The organism is Methanoregula sp., assembly GCF_052325125.1.
GTDB lineage: Archaea > Halobacteriota > Methanomicrobia > Methanomicrobiales > Methanospirillaceae > Methanoregula.
Genome location: NZ_JBKQWO010000016.1, coordinates 1 through 18256 on the forward strand (window position 1 = coordinate 1; position 18256 = coordinate 18256).

At 58.0% G+C, this 18256-nt stretch carries 22 protein-coding genes and 1 tRNA gene; 16 read left to right on the forward strand and 7 right to left on the reverse strand.

Annotated features, from left to right (window positions below; translation table 11 throughout):
• Positions 1-3 precede the first annotated feature (3 nt).
• Positions 4-88, reverse strand: a tRNA-Ser gene (locus ACLQMU_RS03725).
• A gap of 667 nt (positions 89-755) precedes the next feature.
• Between ACLQMU_RS03725 and ACLQMU_RS03730 the strand changes: the two genes are divergently transcribed.
• Entirely contained in the window at positions 756-1322 is a 567-nt protein-coding gene (locus ACLQMU_RS03730) for a cysteine hydrolase family protein (protein ID WP_422148701.1), read from the forward strand.
• Positions 1323-1362: 40 nt separating this feature from the next.
• Positions 1363-2136, forward strand: coding sequence for a sulfite exporter TauE/SafE family protein (locus tag ACLQMU_RS03735; RefSeq protein ID WP_422148700.1), 774 nt, complete (start codon positions 1363-1365; stop codon positions 2134-2136).
• Positions 2137-2250: 114 nt separating this feature from the next.
• On the opposite strand, the gene ACLQMU_RS03740 is transcribed toward ACLQMU_RS03735, so the two are convergent.
• The 5 genes from ACLQMU_RS03740 to ACLQMU_RS03760 all read right to left on the reverse strand — a co-directional run bounded on the left by ACLQMU_RS03740 (position 2251) and on the right by ACLQMU_RS03760 (position 6380).
• Positions 2251-3027, reverse strand: coding sequence for a CBS domain-containing protein (locus tag ACLQMU_RS03740; RefSeq protein WP_422148699.1), 777 nt, complete (start codon positions 3025-3027; stop codon positions 2251-2253).
• Positions 3024-3878 (reverse strand): CBS domain-containing protein, encoded by an 855-nt coding sequence (locus ACLQMU_RS03745; RefSeq protein WP_443673551.1) that lies wholly within the window; start codon positions 3876-3878, stop codon positions 3024-3026. The genes ACLQMU_RS03740 and ACLQMU_RS03745 overlap by 4 nt, the downstream gene beginning before the upstream one ends.
• A 5-nt stretch (positions 3879-3883) precedes the next feature.
• Positions 3884-4825: a CBS domain-containing protein gene (locus ACLQMU_RS03750; RefSeq protein ID WP_422148697.1), complete on the reverse strand. Its 942-nt coding sequence runs from the start codon at positions 4823-4825 to the stop codon at positions 3884-3886.
• A 242-nt stretch (positions 4826-5067) separates the two neighbouring features.
• A complete protein-coding gene (locus ACLQMU_RS03755) occupies positions 5068-5817 on the reverse strand; it encodes a CBS domain-containing protein (protein WP_422148696.1) in 750 nt (249 codons plus the stop codon).
• Positions 5814-6380 carry a CBS domain-containing protein gene (locus ACLQMU_RS03760; RefSeq protein WP_422148695.1) on the reverse strand — a complete coding sequence of 189 codons (567 nt, stop codon included), beginning with the start codon at positions 6378-6380 and terminating at the stop codon, positions 5814-5816. The genes ACLQMU_RS03755 and ACLQMU_RS03760 overlap by 4 nt, the downstream gene beginning before the upstream one ends.
• Positions 6381-6630: 250 nt before the next feature.
• Here ACLQMU_RS03760 and ACLQMU_RS03765 point away from each other — a divergent pair, with 250 nt between their 5' ends.
• Positions 6631-7284, forward strand: a complete 654-nt coding sequence (locus ACLQMU_RS03765; protein ID WP_422148694.1) for an Era-like GTP-binding protein — start codon at positions 6631-6633, stop codon at positions 7282-7284.
• Between the two features lie 14 nt (positions 7285-7298).
• Complete coding sequence (locus ACLQMU_RS03770; RefSeq protein WP_422148693.1) at positions 7299-7712, forward strand: Zn-ribbon domain-containing protein; 414 nt, start codon at positions 7299-7301, stop codon at positions 7710-7712.
• A 283-nt stretch (positions 7713-7995) separates the two neighbouring features.
• Here the strand turns inward: ACLQMU_RS03770 and ACLQMU_RS03775 are convergent, their stop codons facing one another.
• Positions 7996-8730: a hypothetical protein gene (locus tag ACLQMU_RS03775; protein ID WP_422148692.1), complete on the reverse strand. Its 735-nt coding sequence runs from the start codon at positions 8728-8730 to the stop codon at positions 7996-7998.
• A 305-nt stretch (positions 8731-9035) separates the two neighbouring features.
• Here ACLQMU_RS03775 and ACLQMU_RS03780 point away from each other — a divergent pair, with 305 nt between their 5' ends.
• The 12 genes from ACLQMU_RS03780 (at position 9036) to ACLQMU_RS03835 (ending at position 18236) form a co-directional block, all read left to right on the forward strand.
• Complete coding sequence (locus tag ACLQMU_RS03780; protein ID WP_422149477.1) at positions 9036-9494, forward strand: 30S ribosomal protein S15; 459 nt, start codon at positions 9036-9038, stop codon at positions 9492-9494.
• Positions 9495-9519: 25 nt separating this feature from the next.
• Entirely contained in the window at positions 9520-10737 is a 1218-nt protein-coding gene (locus tag ACLQMU_RS03785; protein ID WP_422149478.1) for a DHHA1 domain-containing protein, read from the forward strand.
• Complete coding sequence (locus ACLQMU_RS03790) at positions 10734-10985, forward strand: KEOPS complex subunit Pcc1 (protein ID WP_422149479.1); 252 nt, start codon at positions 10734-10736, stop codon at positions 10983-10985. Before ACLQMU_RS03785 ends, ACLQMU_RS03790 begins: the two co-directional genes overlap by 4 nt.
• Before the next feature lie 23 nt (positions 10986-11008).
• Positions 11009-11614: a 30S ribosomal protein S3ae gene (locus tag ACLQMU_RS03795; RefSeq protein WP_422149480.1), complete on the forward strand. Its 606-nt coding sequence runs from the start codon at positions 11009-11011 to the stop codon at positions 11612-11614.
• Positions 11615-11772: 158 nt separating this feature from the next.
• Positions 11773-13008, forward strand: coding sequence for a 2,3-bisphosphoglycerate-independent phosphoglycerate mutase (locus tag ACLQMU_RS03800; protein ID WP_422149481.1), 1236 nt, complete (start codon positions 11773-11775; stop codon positions 13006-13008).
• A gap of 27 nt (positions 13009-13035) precedes the next feature.
• On the forward strand, positions 13036-13890 hold the full coding sequence (locus tag ACLQMU_RS03805) for a polymer-forming cytoskeletal protein (RefSeq protein ID WP_424039149.1): 855 nt from the start codon (positions 13036-13038) through the stop codon (positions 13888-13890).
• Positions 13887-14723, forward strand: coding sequence for a hypothetical protein (locus ACLQMU_RS03810; RefSeq protein ID WP_422149483.1), 837 nt, complete (start codon positions 13887-13889; stop codon positions 14721-14723). The genes ACLQMU_RS03805 and ACLQMU_RS03810 overlap by 4 nt, the downstream gene beginning before the upstream one ends.
• A gap of 239 nt (positions 14724-14962) precedes the next feature.
• The gene (locus ACLQMU_RS03815; protein ID WP_422149484.1) at positions 14963-15994 is read left to right on the forward strand and encodes a CAP domain-containing protein; all 1032 of its coding nucleotides are present in this window, start codon (positions 14963-14965) and stop codon (positions 15992-15994) included.
• 60 nt (positions 15995-16054) lie between these two features.
• Positions 16055-16186 carry a hypothetical protein gene (locus tag ACLQMU_RS03820; RefSeq protein ID WP_424039151.1) on the forward strand — a complete coding sequence of 44 codons (132 nt, stop codon included), beginning with the start codon at positions 16055-16057 and terminating at the stop codon, positions 16184-16186.
• A gap of 20 nt (positions 16187-16206) precedes the next feature.
• Entirely contained in the window at positions 16207-16539 is a 333-nt protein-coding gene (locus ACLQMU_RS03825; RefSeq protein ID WP_424039156.1) for a transglutaminase domain-containing protein, read from the forward strand.
• A gap of 180 nt (positions 16540-16719) precedes the next feature.
• Positions 16720-17469 (forward strand): class I SAM-dependent methyltransferase, encoded by a 750-nt coding sequence (locus tag ACLQMU_RS03830; RefSeq protein ID WP_422149486.1) that lies wholly within the window; start codon positions 16720-16722, stop codon positions 17467-17469.
• Between the two features lie 98 nt (positions 17470-17567).
• A complete protein-coding gene (locus ACLQMU_RS03835) occupies positions 17568-18236 on the forward strand; it encodes a flavodoxin family protein (protein WP_422149487.1) in 669 nt (222 codons plus the stop codon).
• The last annotated feature ends 20 nt before the right edge of the window (positions 18237-18256 follow it).

Genomic DNA, 18256 nt, shown 5'->3' on the forward strand with positions numbered 1-18256 from the left:
AAGCGCTGAGGGAGGGATTTGAACCCTCGAGTCCCAAGGGGACACAGGTTTAGCAAACCTGCGCCATACCAGGCTTGGCTACCTCAACAGAGGAATCTCGCATCTTCTCAGACACTCGCAACGGATATTCCGCTGCTCCATGAATGGTGCTTTATACTATGGTAGGGGTGGGATAATAAGTGTTTGGGGGGATGAAATCCCCATGGCCTAATCGCGATGATGCACATGAAAGCCGGGTCCGCCACTATGCCAAGACATGGGTTAACCCGGAAACTTGTCATTCTTGGTAATAGACTTGTACGTGTATCATTATAGAGCAGGGAGTCGCAAGGATCACGGCAATCCTATGAAATCCACCCCCTTCCTTTTTTCCCACCTCCGGTTCAAGAGGCAGGCACTACGATTGCGTGATTTCTATCCGGGGCCTGGAGGTCAGTGGGGGAAATTTCATTTCGAAAAAAATACGGGGTCCCCAGCAGGTTCCATCGTAATTTTTAATTATTGCCATGAGCCGCTTCTGCACGAAAAAGTGGTTTTACCCCCACAGACCCCCCTATGATTTTTGCCCGGTTCCGGATGCATGATCGGAAATTTTTCCCAAGATAAAATACATTCACGGGCTGGGGCAGTACCCCTAGGATGGTTGAAGGGGTCTGTGGGGGAAAACATGCGATGCCCCCCTCCCCGCGCCCACCATATTCCCGGCCCACGCACAATCCTTATTACCTCATCCCTATTGTATTAGATGATCATCCATGGAACATCCCGCACTGCTGATCATAGATATGCAGAACGATTTTGTCCGTGAGGGGGCGCTGCTCCGGGTCGTCCAGGCAGAGAACGTCATCCCGAAGATCCAGGACGTGCTCGGGGCCTTCCGGGCAAAGAACCTCCCGGTCTTCCATATCCTGCGGATCCACCGCAACAATGGCTCAGATGTTGAGATAACCCGAAAAGACCTCTTTTCCCGCCACCCGTTTGCCGTTGCGGGGTCACCAGGGGCCCGGGAGATCGACGAACTCAAACCTCTGCCGGGGGAGTACGTAATTGAGAAGATCCGGATGAGTGCGTTTATCGGCACCGAACTCGATCTCATGCTCCGCACGCTCGGTATCACCGGGCTCGTCGTAACCGGTGTCCAGACCCCGAACTGCATCCGCACCACGGTCTTTGACGCCATCGCGTACAACTACCCGGTGATTCTCGTGGACGATGCAACCGGCGCACAGTCGGAGGAGATCCACCAGGCAAACGTCCGGGATATGGCAAACATCGGCGTCCGGATTATGGACGCACGCACGCTCATCGATACGCCGGGGTAATGCACCTCCATCGTACGCTACACTCAACGGGAAACCGCGCATGCTCTCCGGATCCGAACTCGCACTCGCAGGGATTGCCGCTGCTGCTGCAGGGCTGGTAAACGCCCTTGCCGGCGGGGGCACCCTGATCTCGTTTCCGGCTCTCGTGGCCCTTGGCGTTCCCGAGGTTGTGGCGAACGTCACCAATACCGTGGCGCTCTGCCCGGGATACCTCGGCGGTGCACTCGCCCAGAAAAACGATCTTGCCGGACAGAAAAAACGCCTGATACTGCTTGTACCGGCCGGTATCATGGGCGGTCTTGCCGGGGGCATTCTTCTCCTGTATGTCAGCGAACAGGTCTTCCACATGCTCGTACCCGTCCTGATCCTGCTCGCTGCTGTCCTCCTCGCCGTCCAGGACCGGGTCCGGGACTGGATACGCCTGCACTCGGGACACGACGGTACCGATGGCAGGGGGTGCAGGAGCGCGGCCCTCCCGGTCGGCCTGTCCGCAGTCTACGGGGGATATTTCGGGCCGGGGCTGTCGGTGATCATCCTCGCCGTGCTCGGGCTCTTCCTTGATGACACCTTAACGCGGCTCAATGCACTCAAACAGTGCATATCACTGGGAACCAATGTCGCAGCAGCGGTCTTTTTCCTCTTCTCAGGTCTTGTCCTGTGGCCCTTCGCGCTGGTGATGGCAGCAGGCGCATTGTTTGGGGGAGCGATAGGCGGGCGTATCGCCAGCCGGATCGACCCGGGCCGGCTCCGGTGGACCATCGTCACCATCGGGATTGCGGTCGGGCTGTACTTCCTTGTCCGGTTGTTCATCTGACAGGCATCTGTCTGCTTCCCTGCTCCAGGATGTCAGGGATAAAACTGCGGATGCGAAGGGTTTGCCCTGCGCCACGAGAAAGATAGAAAAGGGATTTTTGTGCCGGCCTGCCCTTCAAAGGGCCCGGACCAGTGACCGGCGGGTTACCAGTCCTGCCAGTTTTCCCTTGTCGGTAATCGGCACGGTGCTGATGTTCTTTGCCACCATCAGGTCGACCACCTCAGGGTAGTCCGTGCCGATCTCCAGCGAGATCAGCGGGGCGCTCATGATATCCCTGACAAGCAGGTTGCGGATCCGGTGATCCTGGTGCTGGTCTTTTACGGTTTCCCGGAACTTCCGCATCGCAACTGCCACATCGGTCTCGGTCACAATGCCGGTGATCTTGTCGTTTGAGGTTACGACAAGACGGGAGATCTTATCGTCAAGCATCCGGCGCCGGAGGTGAACGACACGCTCATCTGCATCGATCGTAACTGCCCGCTCGATTGCTCCTTTGATGCTGCCTTGGTGCGGGAACTTCTTTAAGAGGTCGATGGCCGTAACCTGCCCGATAAGGTTATGGTCGCTGTCATACACAACCACCAGCTTGTACCGCTGGAGCAACGGGATGAGCACGTTCGTGCCCTCGTCGGGATAGACGCTGGTGAAATCCTCCTCGACCACGCTTGCCACGTGGATGGCGGCCGGCGCAAGGGCGGTGTTCTGCCTGCTGCCCAGTTTCTCTGCGATGGCTTCCCGGGATACGGTGCCGACAACAGAGGTATTGTTGAGCGCGATTAAGGGGTCGATTCCCTCGTCAAGCATCTTGTCAAGCGCCTCGGTGATCTTTGCCGATTTGGATATGGTCGTTGGCTTTGCCATGATATCTTTAATAAACAATTCTTTCGTCATTTCGCCACTTCCTTTATGATATCATCACGTCTTACAATCCCTGCAAGGGTGTTGTCTTCGACGACAACAAGGTTGTTGACCTGTTCGCTTTGCATCAGTCCTGCCGCATACGGGAGCGGGCTTGCCGGGGCGACCGTTATCACCGGGCTGGTCATCACGTCGCCTGCAGTCACCGGGACATTCGCTGGAGAACCCGATCCGCCATCGAAGCCGGCATTCTCATGTCTTCTGACAGGTTCTTCGTTATATATCCCTCCGGATCGTCTCCGGTTCTCATCATGGAACGCCAGACTGGTCTCCGTGATGATACCGGCCACGGTTCCATCATTATTGGTCACCACCAGTTTCTTGTCCCGCTCCTTCATGAGCGTGATCACGTGGGCAAGAGAATGCCAGCGGTTGACCGTCACTGCATCCTCCATCACGTCCCGTACCGTGCCGGTAATGCCGGTTGCAAGGGCGGACTTCATCAGATCGGTCTTGGTGACAATGCCGGTGACCGCGCCATGATCCACCACCGGTAAACCCCCGATGTTTTTTGTAAGGAAGATCCCGGCAATGGTCCGGAGCAGGGTTTCGGGAGCGACGACCACGGGGACGGGCGTCGCATACTCGGACACCGGGATCTGGTCGGGCGGGCGCCTCCGCCACGCCGCTCCCTGCTGCTGCAGGTGGTATCCGATATCTTTTTTTGTAAGTATCCCGGTAAGTTTTCCCGCGTCCATGACAAGAACCCGCGAAATTTTATGCCGCACCATCAGGTTCCGGGCATGGGCCACGGTGTCTCCGGGTGAGACGGCAAAGACCGGAGCACTCATCACGTCACGTGCGGCAACAGAGCTCGCTGTCATGGCATCTACTCCTCGGAAAACGCCCGCACGAGGTCGAATTCGGTTACAAGACCGACGAGACGCGAGTTTTCGATGACCGGAAGCGCCCCGATGTTCTTGCTCAGCATCTCCCGTGCGGCCACGTTGACCGCCGTTCCGGGAGTGGTGGTGAACAGGTTGCCGGCCATGAGCGCCCGCACCGGGAGGTTCATGACCTCCGCGATGTTCCCGGTGGTGAGGCGACTAAAGACCTCCCTGCTCCCGAGATACCGCATGATGTCGGTAGCGGTGATGATCCCAAAGAGCACATCGTCACTCACGACGGGCAGCCGGCGGAACCGGAATTTTGTCATGTCCTTTGTCACGGTTCCGATCGGGTTGTCCGGGGCAGTCACCCTCAGGGAGGAACTCATTACGTCCTCGACAAAGAGCGGGCTGTGCTCTGCAGCAAGCATCCTGAGCACGTCCCGCTCGGTCAGGATACCGGCCAGTACACCGTCATTGTCGATAATCGGGAGCCCCCCGATCTTTTTTTTCACGATAATTTCCAGTGCGTCGACAATATGGGCATCATGCGGGAGCGTCTCGGGTTGTGCGGTCATGATGGTCCGTACGCTCTCGTTTACCGCAGCGGGAAGGTTGCCGTTGTGCCGGACCCTGACCAGCTGGTACTTGTCGCCGCCTCCCATGAGGTTGATCACGTCGCCCGATGTGACAATCCCCCGGAGCTTCTTTGTACCGGCATCGGTGACCGGAAGCCGGCGGAAACCACATTCCGTCATAGTCGCCACCGCGCTGATGACGCTCTGCGTCGGCGGCACAGATATGACGTCGCGTGTCGCGATCGCCATCACCTCGCCCTCCTGCTGTACGATATGGGATTTGAATTCGACCGGGCCCCGGTCAAATTTCCCCTGCATTTTTAAGAGCCGGTCACCCTGTTTGGTGGCCTGCCCGTTCCGGTGCATGAATAACCTCCTGATGTTACCCGCCAGCCCGGTGCTGCACCCGTCATCTCCATGAAGTGTCCGGGTGCTGCATCCTTTCCGGCCCTTTTTGTATTCAGTTCTCTTCCTGCCCGTTTGGTTCTGGTATTGGTTGTCCAAATGGTTTCCTGTATATCATGCCGTTTTGTGGTTTTTTACCATCTTATCCACCATGTACCGATCCCAATTTCTTCACGTTCTCCCCTGCCGGAATACAGGCCGTCTTATGAAAGCCCGTTAAGGACGTCGTGGCGGTCGATAATCCCGACAAGGGCTTCACCATCAACGACCGGAAGCCGGCTCACATCATTATCGACCATACGCCGGGCCGCATCGGAAAGCGGAGCCCCGCACGAAACCGTGACGACCTCCTGGGTCATCAGGTCCCCGACGGTTTTTGTACTGTTCTGGGCAACCGCTGAACGCACACCACCCGACCGGATCAGGTCCCGGCGCGAGATAAGGCCGACAAGCCGCTTCTTTTTTATGACAGGGAACGCCGTAAACCCGGTATCTACGATCTTCGCGTAGACCTGCTGGAGCGAGTCGGCCGGGTCTGCTGCCCTGATCTGCTTTGACATGTGGGTACTTACCCGGCCCGAAAGTTCGTTCCGCGAGATGATAACCGGGAAGAGGTCGGAGAGGAGCAGGCCCCCAAGGATATGGCGGTTGCCATCGATGATAGCGGCGCTGTCGGTGCAAAATTCCCGCATGACCTTTGCTACACTCTCGATTGATGCCTCCGGGACAGCAGAAGCTGCATCCTTCACGAATCCCTCGACAGTTACGTTCGATTTCGTCGCGGTCACCCGCAGGGCATCCGTAATATCGACATACCCCAGCAGGTCCTTTCTCGCGCCGGTGACGTAGACTTCACGGAACCGGTCGTCTCTTAAGATCTGCCGTGCTTTGGTTATCCCGTCATGAAAGGTAAGCACAGGAATCTCAATCATGAAATCCTGCGCTGTTTTCATGTAAGGGTGTCCTCCTCCCGGCAGCGGGGGCAGAGAAGGACGTTGTCCACGCGCTTAAGATCATCAGACATCTGACTGCACCGGTTGCACATGCCCACCTCGATATGCTCCTCACGGTTGATCTCGATGAGATCGGTCAGGAGCTCATTTTGTTCGTTTGAGATGGTCAGGAGATCCCTGACGGTCACGATACCGGTGACCTTGCCGCTCTTATCGACCACGGGAAGTCTCCTGACCTTATGCTTGACCATCATCTGGGCTGCATCTGCTACCGTCTTGTCCGCACTCACCGTAATGAGTGGCGTACTCATGATTGTACTCACCTGAACTGTACTTGGCCTGAGATCCTTTGCCACCACCTTGCAGTTGATGTCCTCCTCGGTGACAATGCCAATGGGCTTGTTCCTCTGGAGGATAATAACACTCCCGACCTCTTCACGGCACATCGCCTTTGCTGCCTTGGCAACAGTGGCTTCCATGCTGATCATGAGGGGGTTGCGTTTCATCACTTCGCTCAACGGGACGCGGGTTTCAAACCGGATCGTGTTGGTTGTCTTTTTCATGAGTCACCTCCTAAAAAGTGCCTGGCTGATGATTACAATTAGCATCCTTTCCGCCCCTTGTATAAATACAATTTGGCAGTGGCACGGACCCATGCGGCCGGGTAATAGAAAAAATCATCCGGACTGATATCACGGGAGCCCCAAGACGGACATTACAAGAAACATAATAAAGAACCCTCTCCAAACACTACTAACGGTTAATGGTGAATCGATTGTACCAGCACACCATACAGACAAAAAGAGGGGCCCTATGACGACATTTTCAAGGACATTGGGGAGTGCAAAGAAGAGATTTTCCGTATTTCTCAAGCGGTTTTTCAAAAAGAAGCGGACCCGTATCGGGATCTACGGCCCGCCAAATGCCGGCAAGACGACGCTTGCCAACCGTATCGCCCGGGACTGGACCGGCGACGCAGTCGGGCCGGTGAGCGAGATCCCGCACGAGACGCGGAGGGCCAGGAAGCGTGAGGATATCGTGATCTCGGGGGCAAACGGGCACACCGTGACAATAGACATCGTGGATACCCCGGGGGTTACGACGAAAATCGATTACCACGAATTCCTTGAATTCGGGATGGAGAAAGATGAGGCAATCATCCGGGCCCGGGAAGCGACTGAAGGTGTGGCTGAGGCGATGCACTGGCTGCGCGAGGATATCGACGGGGTCATCTATATGCTGGACTCGACGCTTGACCCCTTCATGCAGGTCAATATCATGATGGTGGGGATCATCGAGAGCCGGAAGCTGCCGGTGATCATTGTCGCGAACAAGATCGATCTGCCCGAGGCAGCCCCGTCCCGGATCCGCAGTGCATTTCCCCAGCACCCGGTCGTTGCGATCTCGGGTCTTGAAGGCCGCAACACGGAAGAGCTGTACGAGAAGATGATCAAAAGCTTCGCCTGAATGCCGGAGGGATCATGCCACACAAGTGCACCAAATGCGGCAGGGAATACAAGGACGGGTCCACCGAAATCCTCAAGGGATGCGCAAGCTGCGGCGGTAAGAAATTCCTTTACGTAAAGGAGTCCGAGATCAACAAGGACGTATTTGAAGAAAAGTCAATCGACGAGATTGCTGACGAGTCAAAAGAGGAAGTCCTCGAGGTTGTCGAACCCAAGGTGAGGGGCAAGGCCAAAAAGGAAGTGGAGATGTTCGACCGGGTCGAGACGATCCGGATCGTGGGCCCCGGTTCTTACGAGCTTAATATCGACAAGATGGCAAAAAGTGACGAGAGGATCGTCGGTGTTGGCGGGGAAGAGGGCAGTTACATCATCGATCTCATGTCCATGGCAAAGGATGCGCCAAAGAAGAAGCGGGCAAAAAAGCGGTAAGGAGCCCGGTTACGCCCGGTGATTATCTCTTTTGCTCTGAAAAAATTCTCATAAACTCTCTTTAACGCTGGTTTATCTCGATTTTTGCGGGTGCTGCCGTTTATACCGGTATACTCGTTGCATTCTCTTGAAACCGATAACCCCGGAATAGGTAATACTTTACTATTGTATTGCGCCGGGGGAAAAGGGAGGGGGGAAGCACAATCCCCGCCTTTTACCGATAATAAAAAATTCCCTGTAGGAATGTCGGCCGCCATCGTCGCTCATGCAGAAACCCGTCCGCTCACCGCGTCGCCAGTTCGTCCCGGATCCCGTCGTAGGGAGCGGGCAGGCCGAGGTTCCGGAAAAACCGGTCCGTGAATGAAAGGCTGGTGGTTACCGCCCATTCGGCGCAGCCATGGCCAAGGCAACGGTCCGGGAAGAACGGCAGGTTTTTTCCCGCGAGCGGGTTCTCGGCAAACCGGTTTTTGAGGAGCCGTTCAAATTTTTCCGCATGGGTCTCTGTGTGGGCATCGGCTGTCCGGTCTGTCCGGATAACCACCCATTCACGGCGATAATGCATCAGGTAATTGCGGATCCCGATCAGGTCCTTCATGCCAGCGTAGTCCGGGTCGTTCTCATCGAAAAGGGGCTTTTCCCCTATTTCCAGGATCTTCTGGTATTTGTTCGGTAGGGGGGTGCGATCAAAGTAATTCTCGTTCTTCCATTTCTCCCCGACAGCCTGTAACAGCGCCTCGTTTTTTTCATCGGAAAAGAAATACGCATTATCCGCTGCATCAGACCAGAGCTCGTTGATGGTGGACTCGAGAAATGCAACCGATGAGAAGAGCGCGTTCAGGATAAAGGCCTCGTGCCGGAGGCGCTGCTCCGCGGACAGGGTGCAGGTGTGGCCATATTCTGCTTCCAGCTGGTACCCCAGCCGGCAGAGCAAGGCGGCAGACTGGATATATCGCACGGAGAAACAGTCCCGGAACCGGATCACGATCCCTTCGGGCAGTACCCGGTTTTGTTCTTCCATCGTACCATTCCGTTTTCGTTTTTTATGGTAAAAAGATACGGGCGCGGCCGTAAAATCCTGCCTCCCCTGTCGTCCCTGCCGGGCAGAGGAAGGCTGGCACACTGCGATAATCCCCCCCGGGCACAGATATCCTTAATATTCGTGGCCGTCAATAGTAGGACAGCACTTTTGAAAAGGGTGCTGACAGATGTAAGTCCGACGTGCCTTTTTGGCACGGCCTCAAAACTTAGGCTTTGGGATTACAGGGAGTCAGCAAGCATGCTGCACTTTTCTGGACTTACATAACCGTAACTGGAGGTATAACTATGGCACGAATGCACGCCAGAAGAAGAGGCAAGTCAAGCTCTGTGCGGCCTGCGCGGAACGAGGCGCCTGCATGGTCCAACACGGACAAGGCAGCGATCGAGAAACTTATCGTCGATCTCCGTAAGGAAGGCACATCGAGCAGCATGATCGGCCTGATCCTGCGGGACCGCTACGGCGTCCCCGATGTCAAGATGGTCACCGGCAAGCGTATCGGCGACATTTTAAAAGAAAACAAGATCAGCTCCGAGATCCCCGAGGATCTCCGCGATCTCATGATTAAGGCGCTGGGCTTACGCAAGCACCTGGGAGACAACAAAAAGGACCTGCACAACAAGAGGCAGCTCCACCTTGTCGAGGCCAAGATCCGCCGTCTCGTGAAGTACTACACGGGCACGAAAAAGCTGCCCGCAGGCTTTACCTACAAGCCGGAGAACGCGGAAATCCTGCTGTCCAGATAATCCAGCATATCGTCCAGAGATGCCCATGTCGCTTGCAGAAACCGCAAAAACCGTCGCAGACCAGATCCGCCGCCAGCAGTACATCGAAGTGTATGCACACCACGACGCTGACGGCATCGCAGCCGGGGCTATCCTCTGCCATGCGATGCTCAGGTCGGGCATACGGTTCCGGTTGAGAGTCTGTGCGGAGATCCCGTCTGCCGCACTCTCCCGTGACGCAGCCTCGCTCCTGTGCGATCTCGGGTCCGGCATGGAGGACCTGCCACCTGAAACGATGGTGGTGGATCACCACCTCCCGCTGTTTCGCGGGCAGTTCCATGCGAACCCCCGGCTCGACAAGATCGATGGCGACCGGGAATTCTCCGCTGCCGGCATGGCCTATATTGTCGCTCAGGAGATGGGGGACAACCGCGACCTTGCCGGCCTCGTGATACCCGGTATCATCGGCGACGGTCAGGAATTTGCCGGCAGGAACCTTGAGATCTTCAACGAAGGTGTGGCAAATGGGATCATTGTTCCGGACCGGGGCATGACGCTTGCCGGGCGCGATATGGCAGAGAAGTGGCTGCTCGCCACCTGCCCGTATCTCGAAGGGATCAGCGGCGACGATTCCGCTGTCGCTGACCTGCTCACCGGGGCGCAGGGCGCAAACAGCCTGCGGCTCGATACGCTGATGAGCCTTGCGGTGCTCAAATCCGCCCCGCAGACATCTGCGGAAGGCCTAGCGCTGCTCTACGGCGACACCCTGCACCTCCAGCGCGAGGTGATCGAGGACGCCCACGCGCTTACCGCCGTCATCGACGCCTGCGGCAAATCCGGTCACGGCGACCTTGCGGTTGCACTCTGCTTACGCTCGTCTGCGGAGATTGATAAGGCATGGGAGGTTGCCCGAAGGCACCATCTCGATGTGATCGGTGCGCTGAAAACTGCGCATCCCGCACACGAGGGCGATGCGGTCTACGAGTGCCAGGATGCAACGCTTGCAAGCGACATCGCCGACGTGCTCGCCCGGGACCGGGTGCACCAGGCACCGGTGCTCGTGTATGCACGGTCGGGGGAGGCCTGCCGGATCTCGGCGCGATCCCCCCATGGCGTCACGGCCGATCTCGGGCCGCTCGTCCGGAACCTTGCCGCTGCATGCGGCGGGGACGGCGGGGGGCACCACACCCGTGCAGGGGCAACGATCCCCTGCGACCAGCTCGAGGCATTCGTGAAAGAGTGGCAGGAGGCGCTTGCCGCATGATGCAGGTAAGCGGCCTCATCACCACCATCCACACGGACGCTCCTAGCGTGGCGTCGGCACTTGCACCGGACAACCTAAAGGGCATGACCACCACCGCAGACGGCGACCGGGTCACGACCGTGATCTGCGGTACGCAGATCCGGTCGGTCATCGCATCAGTGGACGACTACCTGATGAATCTGGCAATCGCGGACGAGACGACAACGTTCCCGCGAAAAAAAGACAGGAAACCAAAACGAGAGGAATAAGAAAAAATCAGAGAGTTGATACTATGGCAAAGAAAAAACAGGTTGGAAGAAGAGTTGAAGGCTGGAAAGCCAAGAGCTGGTTCAAGGTATACACCCCCGATAACCTGGGGAAGGCGTATATCGGCGACACCATTGCAAGCGATGTTGAAACCGTCAGGGGCAGGATCATGCAGTCGACCCTCGGCGAGATCACCAACGACTACGCCAAGCAGCACATCAAGATGAGCTTCAAGATCGCGGATGTCACCGGCGACGCGGCATACACCGAGTTCGTTGGCCACGAAGTGACCCGCGATTACCTGCGGTCCCTGGTCAAGCGCCGCAGCTCCCGCGTGGACTGCCACGTGCAGGTCGTCACCAAAGACAACAAGAAAGTCAGGCTCACGATCAGCTGCTACACCTTTGCACGGGCAAATATCGCACAGGAGCACGCGCTCAGGAACGCGATCCTCGCAAGCCTTGCAACCCAGGCACAGGCATGGGACCTGACGACGCTCGTGAACGGGATTGTGTCGGGCGAGATCTCCCGCGACCTCTTCAAGGTCGTAAAGACACTCTACCCCACCCGCCGGGTCGAGATCATCAAGTCCAAGGTTGAGCAGGTCGCAGCACCGGTCTCCACCAAGTAATTTTTTTTTGTTTTTGTGATGTTATCCCGGATTTATACAATTCCGGTTCCCTGCCGGTCGTGGACTTTTTTTTAAAATCCGGCCGGCTACGGTAAGCCGTTTTCCGAAAATGCAACCGGGAAACATAATTAATCCGCGCGGCCAAACAATCCATACGAATGACCGCCCATAAGATCCTCTTCCTCGTCATTGATGGGTTGTCCGACCGGCCCTGCCCGGAACTGGGCAACCGCACACCTCTCGAAGCGGCGCACCACCCCACGCTTAACCGGCTCGCGGCGGAAGGCGTGTGCGGGATTATGGACACGATTGCGACCGGGATCAGGCCGGGATCAGACACGGCGCATCTCGCCCTCCTGGGGTACGATCCCCATACCTGTTACACCGGCCGGGGCCCGCTCGAGTGCGAAGGCTCAGGCATCCACATGGGGCCGGGCATGATCGGCTTCCGGTGCAACTACGCAACGGTTTCTCCAGAAGGCCTCGTAACCGACAGGCGGGCCGGGCGGATCCACGACACCACCACCCTCTCTCAGGCGATCCAGGACGGCGTCGATCTTTCGAAGTTCGGCGTGGAGTTCGTGTTCCGGTCCGGGGCCGGGCACCGGGCAGCGCTGGCATTTAAAGGAGAGGGTCTCGGTCACTGTGTTTCCTCAAACGACCCGAAAAAAGATCGCGTGGCGCCCCTCACCATCATCCCGGTCAGGGCGCTCGAAAAGGACAAAAAGACCGCAGAGGTCTGCAACGAATTCGTGCGGCAGTCAGAAAAGATCCTTTCAGACCACCCGCTCAACAGGGCACGTCTCGCGCAGGGTCTTCGCCCGGCAAACATTGTTCTCATGAGAGGGGCCGGCGAGATGGGGCACTTCGAACCGTTCCGTAAAAAGTACGGGCTGTCAGGGAGCGTGATCGCTGCCGCAAGCCTCATCACCGGTATCGGAAGTGCAGTCGGGCTCGCCCGGGTCCCGGTTGAAGGGATCACCGGATCGCAGGACAGCAATATCAAAGGAAAGATCACGGCCGCGATACACGAGCTGGAAACGAGGGACTTTGTCCTCGTGAACATCAAGGGGGCAGACGAGTCGGGCCACGACGGTCTTGCACTGCAGAAGAAGACCTTCATCGAGAAGGTCGATGCCGTGCTCCCGCCGCTCCTGGATCAGAAAGACTGCATTATTGTCATCTGTGCCGACCATTCCACGCCCTGCTGCATCAAGGATCACAGCGCCGATCCGGTGCCGGTGCTGATCCACGGGGAGGGAGTCCGGGTGGACGATGTCACCGAGTTCGGGGAGCGGTCCTGCGCAAAAGGCGGGCTCTGCCGGATCACGGGCGCCGGCCTCCTGCCGACCGCCATCGACCTCATCAACCAGGCGCACAAGTACGGGGCATAAGAGGACCATGGGACATTCGGGGGAGCAATGAGCGGGGATTCAGTAAAAAACTGGCATAAGCATTGCCTTCTCCCCGACGGGACGGAGCTCCAGGAGCACAGTATCAAGACAGACCGGGATATCGTCGTCGGCGAGTTCTGCCAGATCGATTACGGGCTGCGGGGTGCGGACGTCTACGTTGGTGAATCGACCAAGATTCGCGAATATGTCTGGGCAAATGGCGACGCACGGATAGGGAACCTCTGTGAGATCGGAAGCGACGTGATCGCAAAGCAGGACGCGTATATCGGCGAGGGCGTCAGGATCAACGGGAGACTGGTGGTGAACGGGACGCTCGATATCGGCGAGAACGTTGAGATTGCAGAAGGGTTTGAGGCGACCGGTGAAATCGCGGTGCGAAACCCGATACCGGTGCTCGTTTTCATCATCATCTATCTCATGACGATGCTCAGGATCGAAAACGAGAAGGAACTCGACCGGCTCCTCGACAACCTGTTTACCGACGATGAGGAAAAAGTTGCGATCCCGCTCATGATCCCCGCCCGTTCCCGGCTGAACATGAAGGTCTTCTCGGTCCCCTCTTCAATGAGGATCGGGAGGAAGTGCCGGCTGCACGGCAACATCCGGGCAGGTTCAATCGATGTCCTTGAAGACACCGTCATCTTCGGCAGCCTCCGGGCACGGCGCACCATCAGCGTCGCCGGCGGGGTGACCGTCCACGGGAACGTCGAGGGCAACGGGAAGGTGTACGTGAAACGCGGCGCCCATATCCTCGGCGACGTGATCGCAAAGGAGATTTTCCTCCACGAAGACGCTAAGATCGACGGGATCATCGAAGCCCCGCACGGGATGCACATCGGGCGGGGGGAGGAAAAACCGTGAAGGCTGCCGCAATCCTCGAACTGGACAACCTCGCGTTTATCGAACCTTCGTTTGCCGCACTCACTGACCCGCTGTATACGGATCTGCTTGCGACCGACAACGGGGACGAAGCACGGATGCTCGTGGACGAGCACGAAGACCCCATCGCGGTTGCCTTCCACGAAAAGGCCGGCTGGATTGCAGGCTCGTTTCTCTGCCGGCACCCCAGCGTCGCCCTGATCGATGCATTCGAGGGAGTAAACGGCGAGATATACCAGGAGGACCGGGCGGTGTGGGCGGCCGCGGTCCGGGAAGATTTCTCTGTCAGGCTTGCTGCGGAAGTGCCGGCAGCCATGGAAGATCTCAACCCGGCCCGGAAGGGCATCCTCATGGATGTGATCTCAGGGGTCTGGGGAAAGGGATCGAACGAGACCTGCATCGACTGCGGTTGCGGGTCGGGCGTGGGTTCCCTTGTGCTCCGCGAGCTCGGGTACATCCCGCTCTCGTACGACAACGATGCATCACTTTTGACGCTTGGCATCGAAAAGGGGCGGCTGCTCCCGGAAGAGACGATGTGCATTGATGCAACGCAGGTCTCTGCATACACGCCGCCGGTGCCGAAGGGGATCGGGTTCATGATGGGGGAGATCAATACTTTTTACGCCGATATGTGGCACCAGATTGCTGCGGGACTATTTTCCGTTACAAAAGAAACGCTGATCACGGTTGGTACCGAACCCGAGACGCATCTCATCCGGGAATGGGCAGAAGAGGCCGGGCGGACGGTTGAGATACGGGAAAATCCCGGGGACACATTCTACGACCACTGGGTCTGCGTGGCGCGGACGAAATAAAGACTTTTCGAAATGTATACGAATTGTCCGGGCTGCGGTCCAATGCTGGTTCACAAGGCTTCAGGTCGGGTTGAACGTTAACCGTGCGTTCCGGCTCCTTATTGCAGGGTATCCCCTCTATGGGATTACCTGACGTTCCCTAAAAGGGGAGAGTATCCCCGGATCGAGCACGAACTTCCTCCCTGTCGCCTCGGGTACCAGAGGCATTATACGATCCCCGGTAAGAGTGAGAAAGAGCAATGCCACGCTGCGACTTCTGCGGGAAAAACGTCTCGCTCCCGTTCCACTGTCAGTACTGCGGGAAACAGTTCTGCGATGAGCACCGGCTCCCGCCCAACCACGCGTGCGCCGGCCTTGCGACATGGAAAATGACCCCGGCGCCCGGCGTGGGCATCAGGTACGGTGCAGGCGGGGCAAGCGCGTACGGGGGCGGGTACGCGGCGGCACCCCGCGACAAAAAACCCGGGCCGGTCCCGTTCTGGAAACACCCGTATTTCCGGATCGCGGTCGTGCTCGTGGTGCTCTTTTTTCTTATCGTCCTCTTCATCCTTATGGGCGGGTGCCTGCAGCCCGGAGAACGAAACGGGACCGTCACTGCGACACAGACAACCGGGCCGTCTCCCGCACCCATGGTAGTCACGCCCGACGCCACGCCGCCAATAACGCTTCCCCCGACGCGTACCCCCACCAGTCCTCCTTCTCCAACGCCTACCGTTCCTGCAGAGACCGCCGCAACCGTAACCGCCACGCCCCCGTTCCCCATGGTACCGGGCAAACTCTCCGATGACCCGTACCTGGTCTCAACCTCCTCGCTTGCCGCCCGGGTCCACGAGCTCGTAAACGAACAGCGGGCGGTAAACGGTCTCGCCTCCCTTGCAGTCGACCCGGCGCTTGCCGCGCTCGCGCTCAACCACAGCACGGACATGGCAACAAACAACTACTTCTCGCATACCGATCTTACAGGAGAAGACCCGACCGCCCGGGGGAACGCGAGCGGGATCTTCTGCATCAAGGACTATGGTTCGTACTATACCTACGGCGTTGCGGAGAACATCTTCCAGAACAACCTTTACACTTCGGTGACAGACACAAATGGCGTTTACTCTTACGCGTGGAATACACAGGAAGAGATCGCGCAGTCAACCGTCACCGGCTGGATGAACAGCACCGGGCACCGGAAAAATATCCTGACTTCTACCTACGGCAGGGAAGGCATCGGGATTGCCATCGCTTCTGATGACAAGGTGTACATCACCGAGGACTTCTGCTGACCCGGGCACCGGCCCGGCATCCGTATTTATTTTACCCTCGGATGTCCCATGCTCCTGGCAATGAAACGCTCCGGCCATGAAGAGTTCCTCCGTGCCACTCCTGTCATCGATCACGACAACCCGGCTGTGCGAAAACAGGCGCTTGCCCTCGCAGAGGGCTGCACGGGCGACGTGGAGATCGCGCGGGCCTGATTTACCTTTGCCACGATGGGATCCGGCACAGCTGGGACTACAAAGCAAACCCGGTCACGCTCTCCGCCTCGGCGGTGCTGGAACGCAAAACCGGCTACTGTTTTGCAAAAAGCCACCTGCTTGCCGCCCTGCTCCGGGCAAACGCCATCCCGGCCGGCCTCTGCTACCAGCGGCTCAAGAACCACGCGGATGTCGGCCCGGCGTTTTACCTGCATGGCCTCAACGCCGTCTGGCTCGAAGAGTACGGCTGGTACCGGGCGGATGCCCGGGGCGGGCCGATGTGCATGCGGAGTTTACGCCCCCCCATGAGCACCTCGCCTTTATCCCCAAAGAGCCGGGCGAGGCGGACCTGACCGGGATCTTCTCCGACCCGCTGCCGGTCGTGGTGGACCTGCTCTCGAAGTCCACGGATTATCTTGACGTGCGCCGGCACCTGCCGGATCCCGGAGAATAAGACCGCACTGTTTTGCCCGGGCGTTCCTTCCTCCTGCCAAAACCTGAAATGGAGGGCATAACATACATCTCCTTCACCTATGCCAGCCCCCCACATCCGCACCTTTAGAGACGGGAAGACCCTTGAAGGCGAACTTGCCGCCGCGATGCACCGGGTCGGTGCTCTCGGGGTCACGTACCCGGAGCACTACTACGAAACCCTCGTCGCGAAGTACAAAAAAGACAGCGTGCCCTACCCACATATCTTAACTATCCTCGGAGAACCGCGGATCAAAGGCCATTTTTTCTACAGTGAGGTACTCCGGCGCACCGGCCCGTTCCTCGATTACGGCTGCGGGACGGGCGACAATATCCGGCAGCTTCTCCGGGACGGCTTTTCCCGGGCGGAGATCACCGGCTTTGACCTCTCCTGGGAGAGCATCGATCTCGGCTTTGACCTGTACCGCGACCGGGACGCTCTCGCCGACCTCTTCGTGGTCAACGATACGTTCCCGTTCGGGGCGGAGCAGTTCGACATGTGTTATTCCGGGTCGGTCATCCACATCATTGCGGACGATACCGAGCTCGATGAGTACCTGGCAAACGCGTGGATGGTGCTCCGGCCCGGCGGCATCCTCTTCGGCTCAACCCTCGGGATCAAGGATGGCGATGCATGCGGCCCGGACGAGCACGGGCCGCCCCGGGTGGCGCCACGCTCCGACCTTATCCGGCACATCACCGCCGCCGGGTTTGCAGCACCGGTTATCGTCGTGCAGCCCCACGAATCCCATCACCCCGGCGACAAAAAGTGCGTCTTTGAGTTCTGCACCAAAAAACGGGAAAAAATGTGATGTGCGCCAGTCAGCCCGGGAACGGATCCTCCGTAACCCGGGGCCCCGGGGCGAACCTCATAATCCCTGACCGCCCATAGTAATCCAGGGAACAATTCATGAAGATTCTTGCCATCCACGGAAGCCCTCACGCGATCCGGAGCACGACCCGGCAGCTCGCCGGCTTTGTCCTTGAGGGGGCAGCAGATGCCGGTGCAGAGACCGGTATGATCGATCTTGCCGACTACCGGATCATCCCCTGCACTGCCTGTGAAGCATGTTCGCTCAACGGTATCTGTGTCAACGATGACGATGTCCCGGCGCTCGTATCCAGGATCAACGAGGCTGACGCCATTGTCTTTGGCTCACCGGTTTATATTGACAATATCACCGGCCAGATGAAAGTGTTCTTCGACCGGCTTGCGGATGCGATCCATTACCAGCAGTTTGCCGGGAAGTACGGCTGTGCGGTGGCGACCACGGCCGAGTCCGGTGGCGATGAGGTGGTCGCGTACCTCAACCATGTGCTCAACTACCTCGGGGCTATCTCGGTCGGGGGCATGAGCGTTGCTACCGGCGGGCAACCGGAAGCGGTCGATGCCGCAGAACCTGCCGCACGAGCTCTCGGGAAGAAACTCGCAGACGCGGTCCGGGACGGATATACCGATCCGACGCAGGAGGCGATCCTGACAGAGAACCGGGCATACTTCAGTACCATAGTCGAAGAGAACCGGGACCTCCGCACTCATGAGTACGACCGGTGGGTGCGGATGGGATGGATCCGGTGAGTGCACTCACCTGAAGCAGG

Bases quoted from the DNA above. Each gene is read 5' to 3' on its own strand.
- ACLQMU_RS03785 (WP_422149478.1), top strand. From the start codon at position 9,520: ATGTCGCTTGCAGAAACCGCAAAAACCGTCGCAGACCAGATCCGCCGC.
- ACLQMU_RS03790 (WP_422149479.1), top strand. From the start codon at position 10,734: ATGATGCAGGTAAGCGGCCTCATCACCACCATCCACACGGACGCTCCT.
- ACLQMU_RS03775 (WP_422148692.1), bottom strand. From the start codon at position 8,730: ATGGAAGAACAAAACCGGGTACTGCCCGAAGGGATCGTGATCCGGTTC.
- ACLQMU_RS03815 (WP_422149484.1), top strand. From the start codon at position 14,963: ATGCCACGCTGCGACTTCTGCGGGAAAAACGTCTCGCTCCCGTTCCAC.
- ACLQMU_RS03780 (WP_422149477.1), top strand. From the start codon at position 9,036: ATGGCACGAATGCACGCCAGAAGAAGAGGCAAGTCAAGCTCTGTGCGG.
- ACLQMU_RS03820 (WP_424039151.1), top strand. From the start codon at position 16,055: ATGAAACGCTCCGGCCATGAAGAGTTCCTCCGTGCCACTCCTGTCATC.
- ACLQMU_RS03765 (WP_422148694.1), top strand. From the start codon at position 6,631: ATGACGACATTTTCAAGGACATTGGGGAGTGCAAAGAAGAGATTTTCC.
- ACLQMU_RS03735 (WP_422148700.1), top strand. From the start codon at position 1,363: ATGCTCTCCGGATCCGAACTCGCACTCGCAGGGATTGCCGCTGCTGCT.
- ACLQMU_RS03795 (WP_422149480.1), top strand. From the start codon at position 11,009: ATGGCAAAGAAAAAACAGGTTGGAAGAAGAGTTGAAGGCTGGAAAGCC.
- ACLQMU_RS03730 (WP_422148701.1), top strand. From the start codon at position 756: ATGGAACATCCCGCACTGCTGATCATAGATATGCAGAACGATTTTGTC.
- ACLQMU_RS03805 (WP_424039149.1), top strand. From the start codon at position 13,036: ATGAGCGGGGATTCAGTAAAAAACTGGCATAAGCATTGCCTTCTCCCC.
- ACLQMU_RS03745 (WP_443673551.1), bottom strand. From the start codon at position 3,878: ATGACAGCGAGCTCTGTTGCCGCACGTGACGTGATGAGTGCTCCGGTC.
- ACLQMU_RS03770 (WP_422148693.1), top strand. From the start codon at position 7,299: ATGCCACACAAGTGCACCAAATGCGGCAGGGAATACAAGGACGGGTCC.
- ACLQMU_RS03800 (WP_422149481.1), top strand. From the start codon at position 11,773: ATGACCGCCCATAAGATCCTCTTCCTCGTCATTGATGGGTTGTCCGAC.
- ACLQMU_RS03760 (WP_422148695.1), bottom strand. From the start codon at position 6,380: ATGAAAAAGACAACCAACACGATCCGGTTTGAAACCCGCGTCCCGTTG.
- ACLQMU_RS03830 (WP_422149486.1), top strand. From the start codon at position 16,720: ATGCCAGCCCCCCACATCCGCACCTTTAGAGACGGGAAGACCCTTGAA.
- ACLQMU_RS03835 (WP_422149487.1), top strand. From the start codon at position 17,568: ATGAAGATTCTTGCCATCCACGGAAGCCCTCACGCGATCCGGAGCACG.
- ACLQMU_RS03750 (WP_422148697.1), bottom strand. From the start codon at position 4,825: ATGCACCGGAACGGGCAGGCCACCAAACAGGGTGACCGGCTCTTAAAA.
- ACLQMU_RS03755 (WP_422148696.1), bottom strand. From the start codon at position 5,817: ATGAAAACAGCGCAGGATTTCATGATTGAGATTCCTGTGCTTACCTTT.
- ACLQMU_RS03740 (WP_422148699.1), bottom strand. From the start codon at position 3,027: ATGACGAAAGAATTGTTTATTAAAGATATCATGGCAAAGCCAACGACC.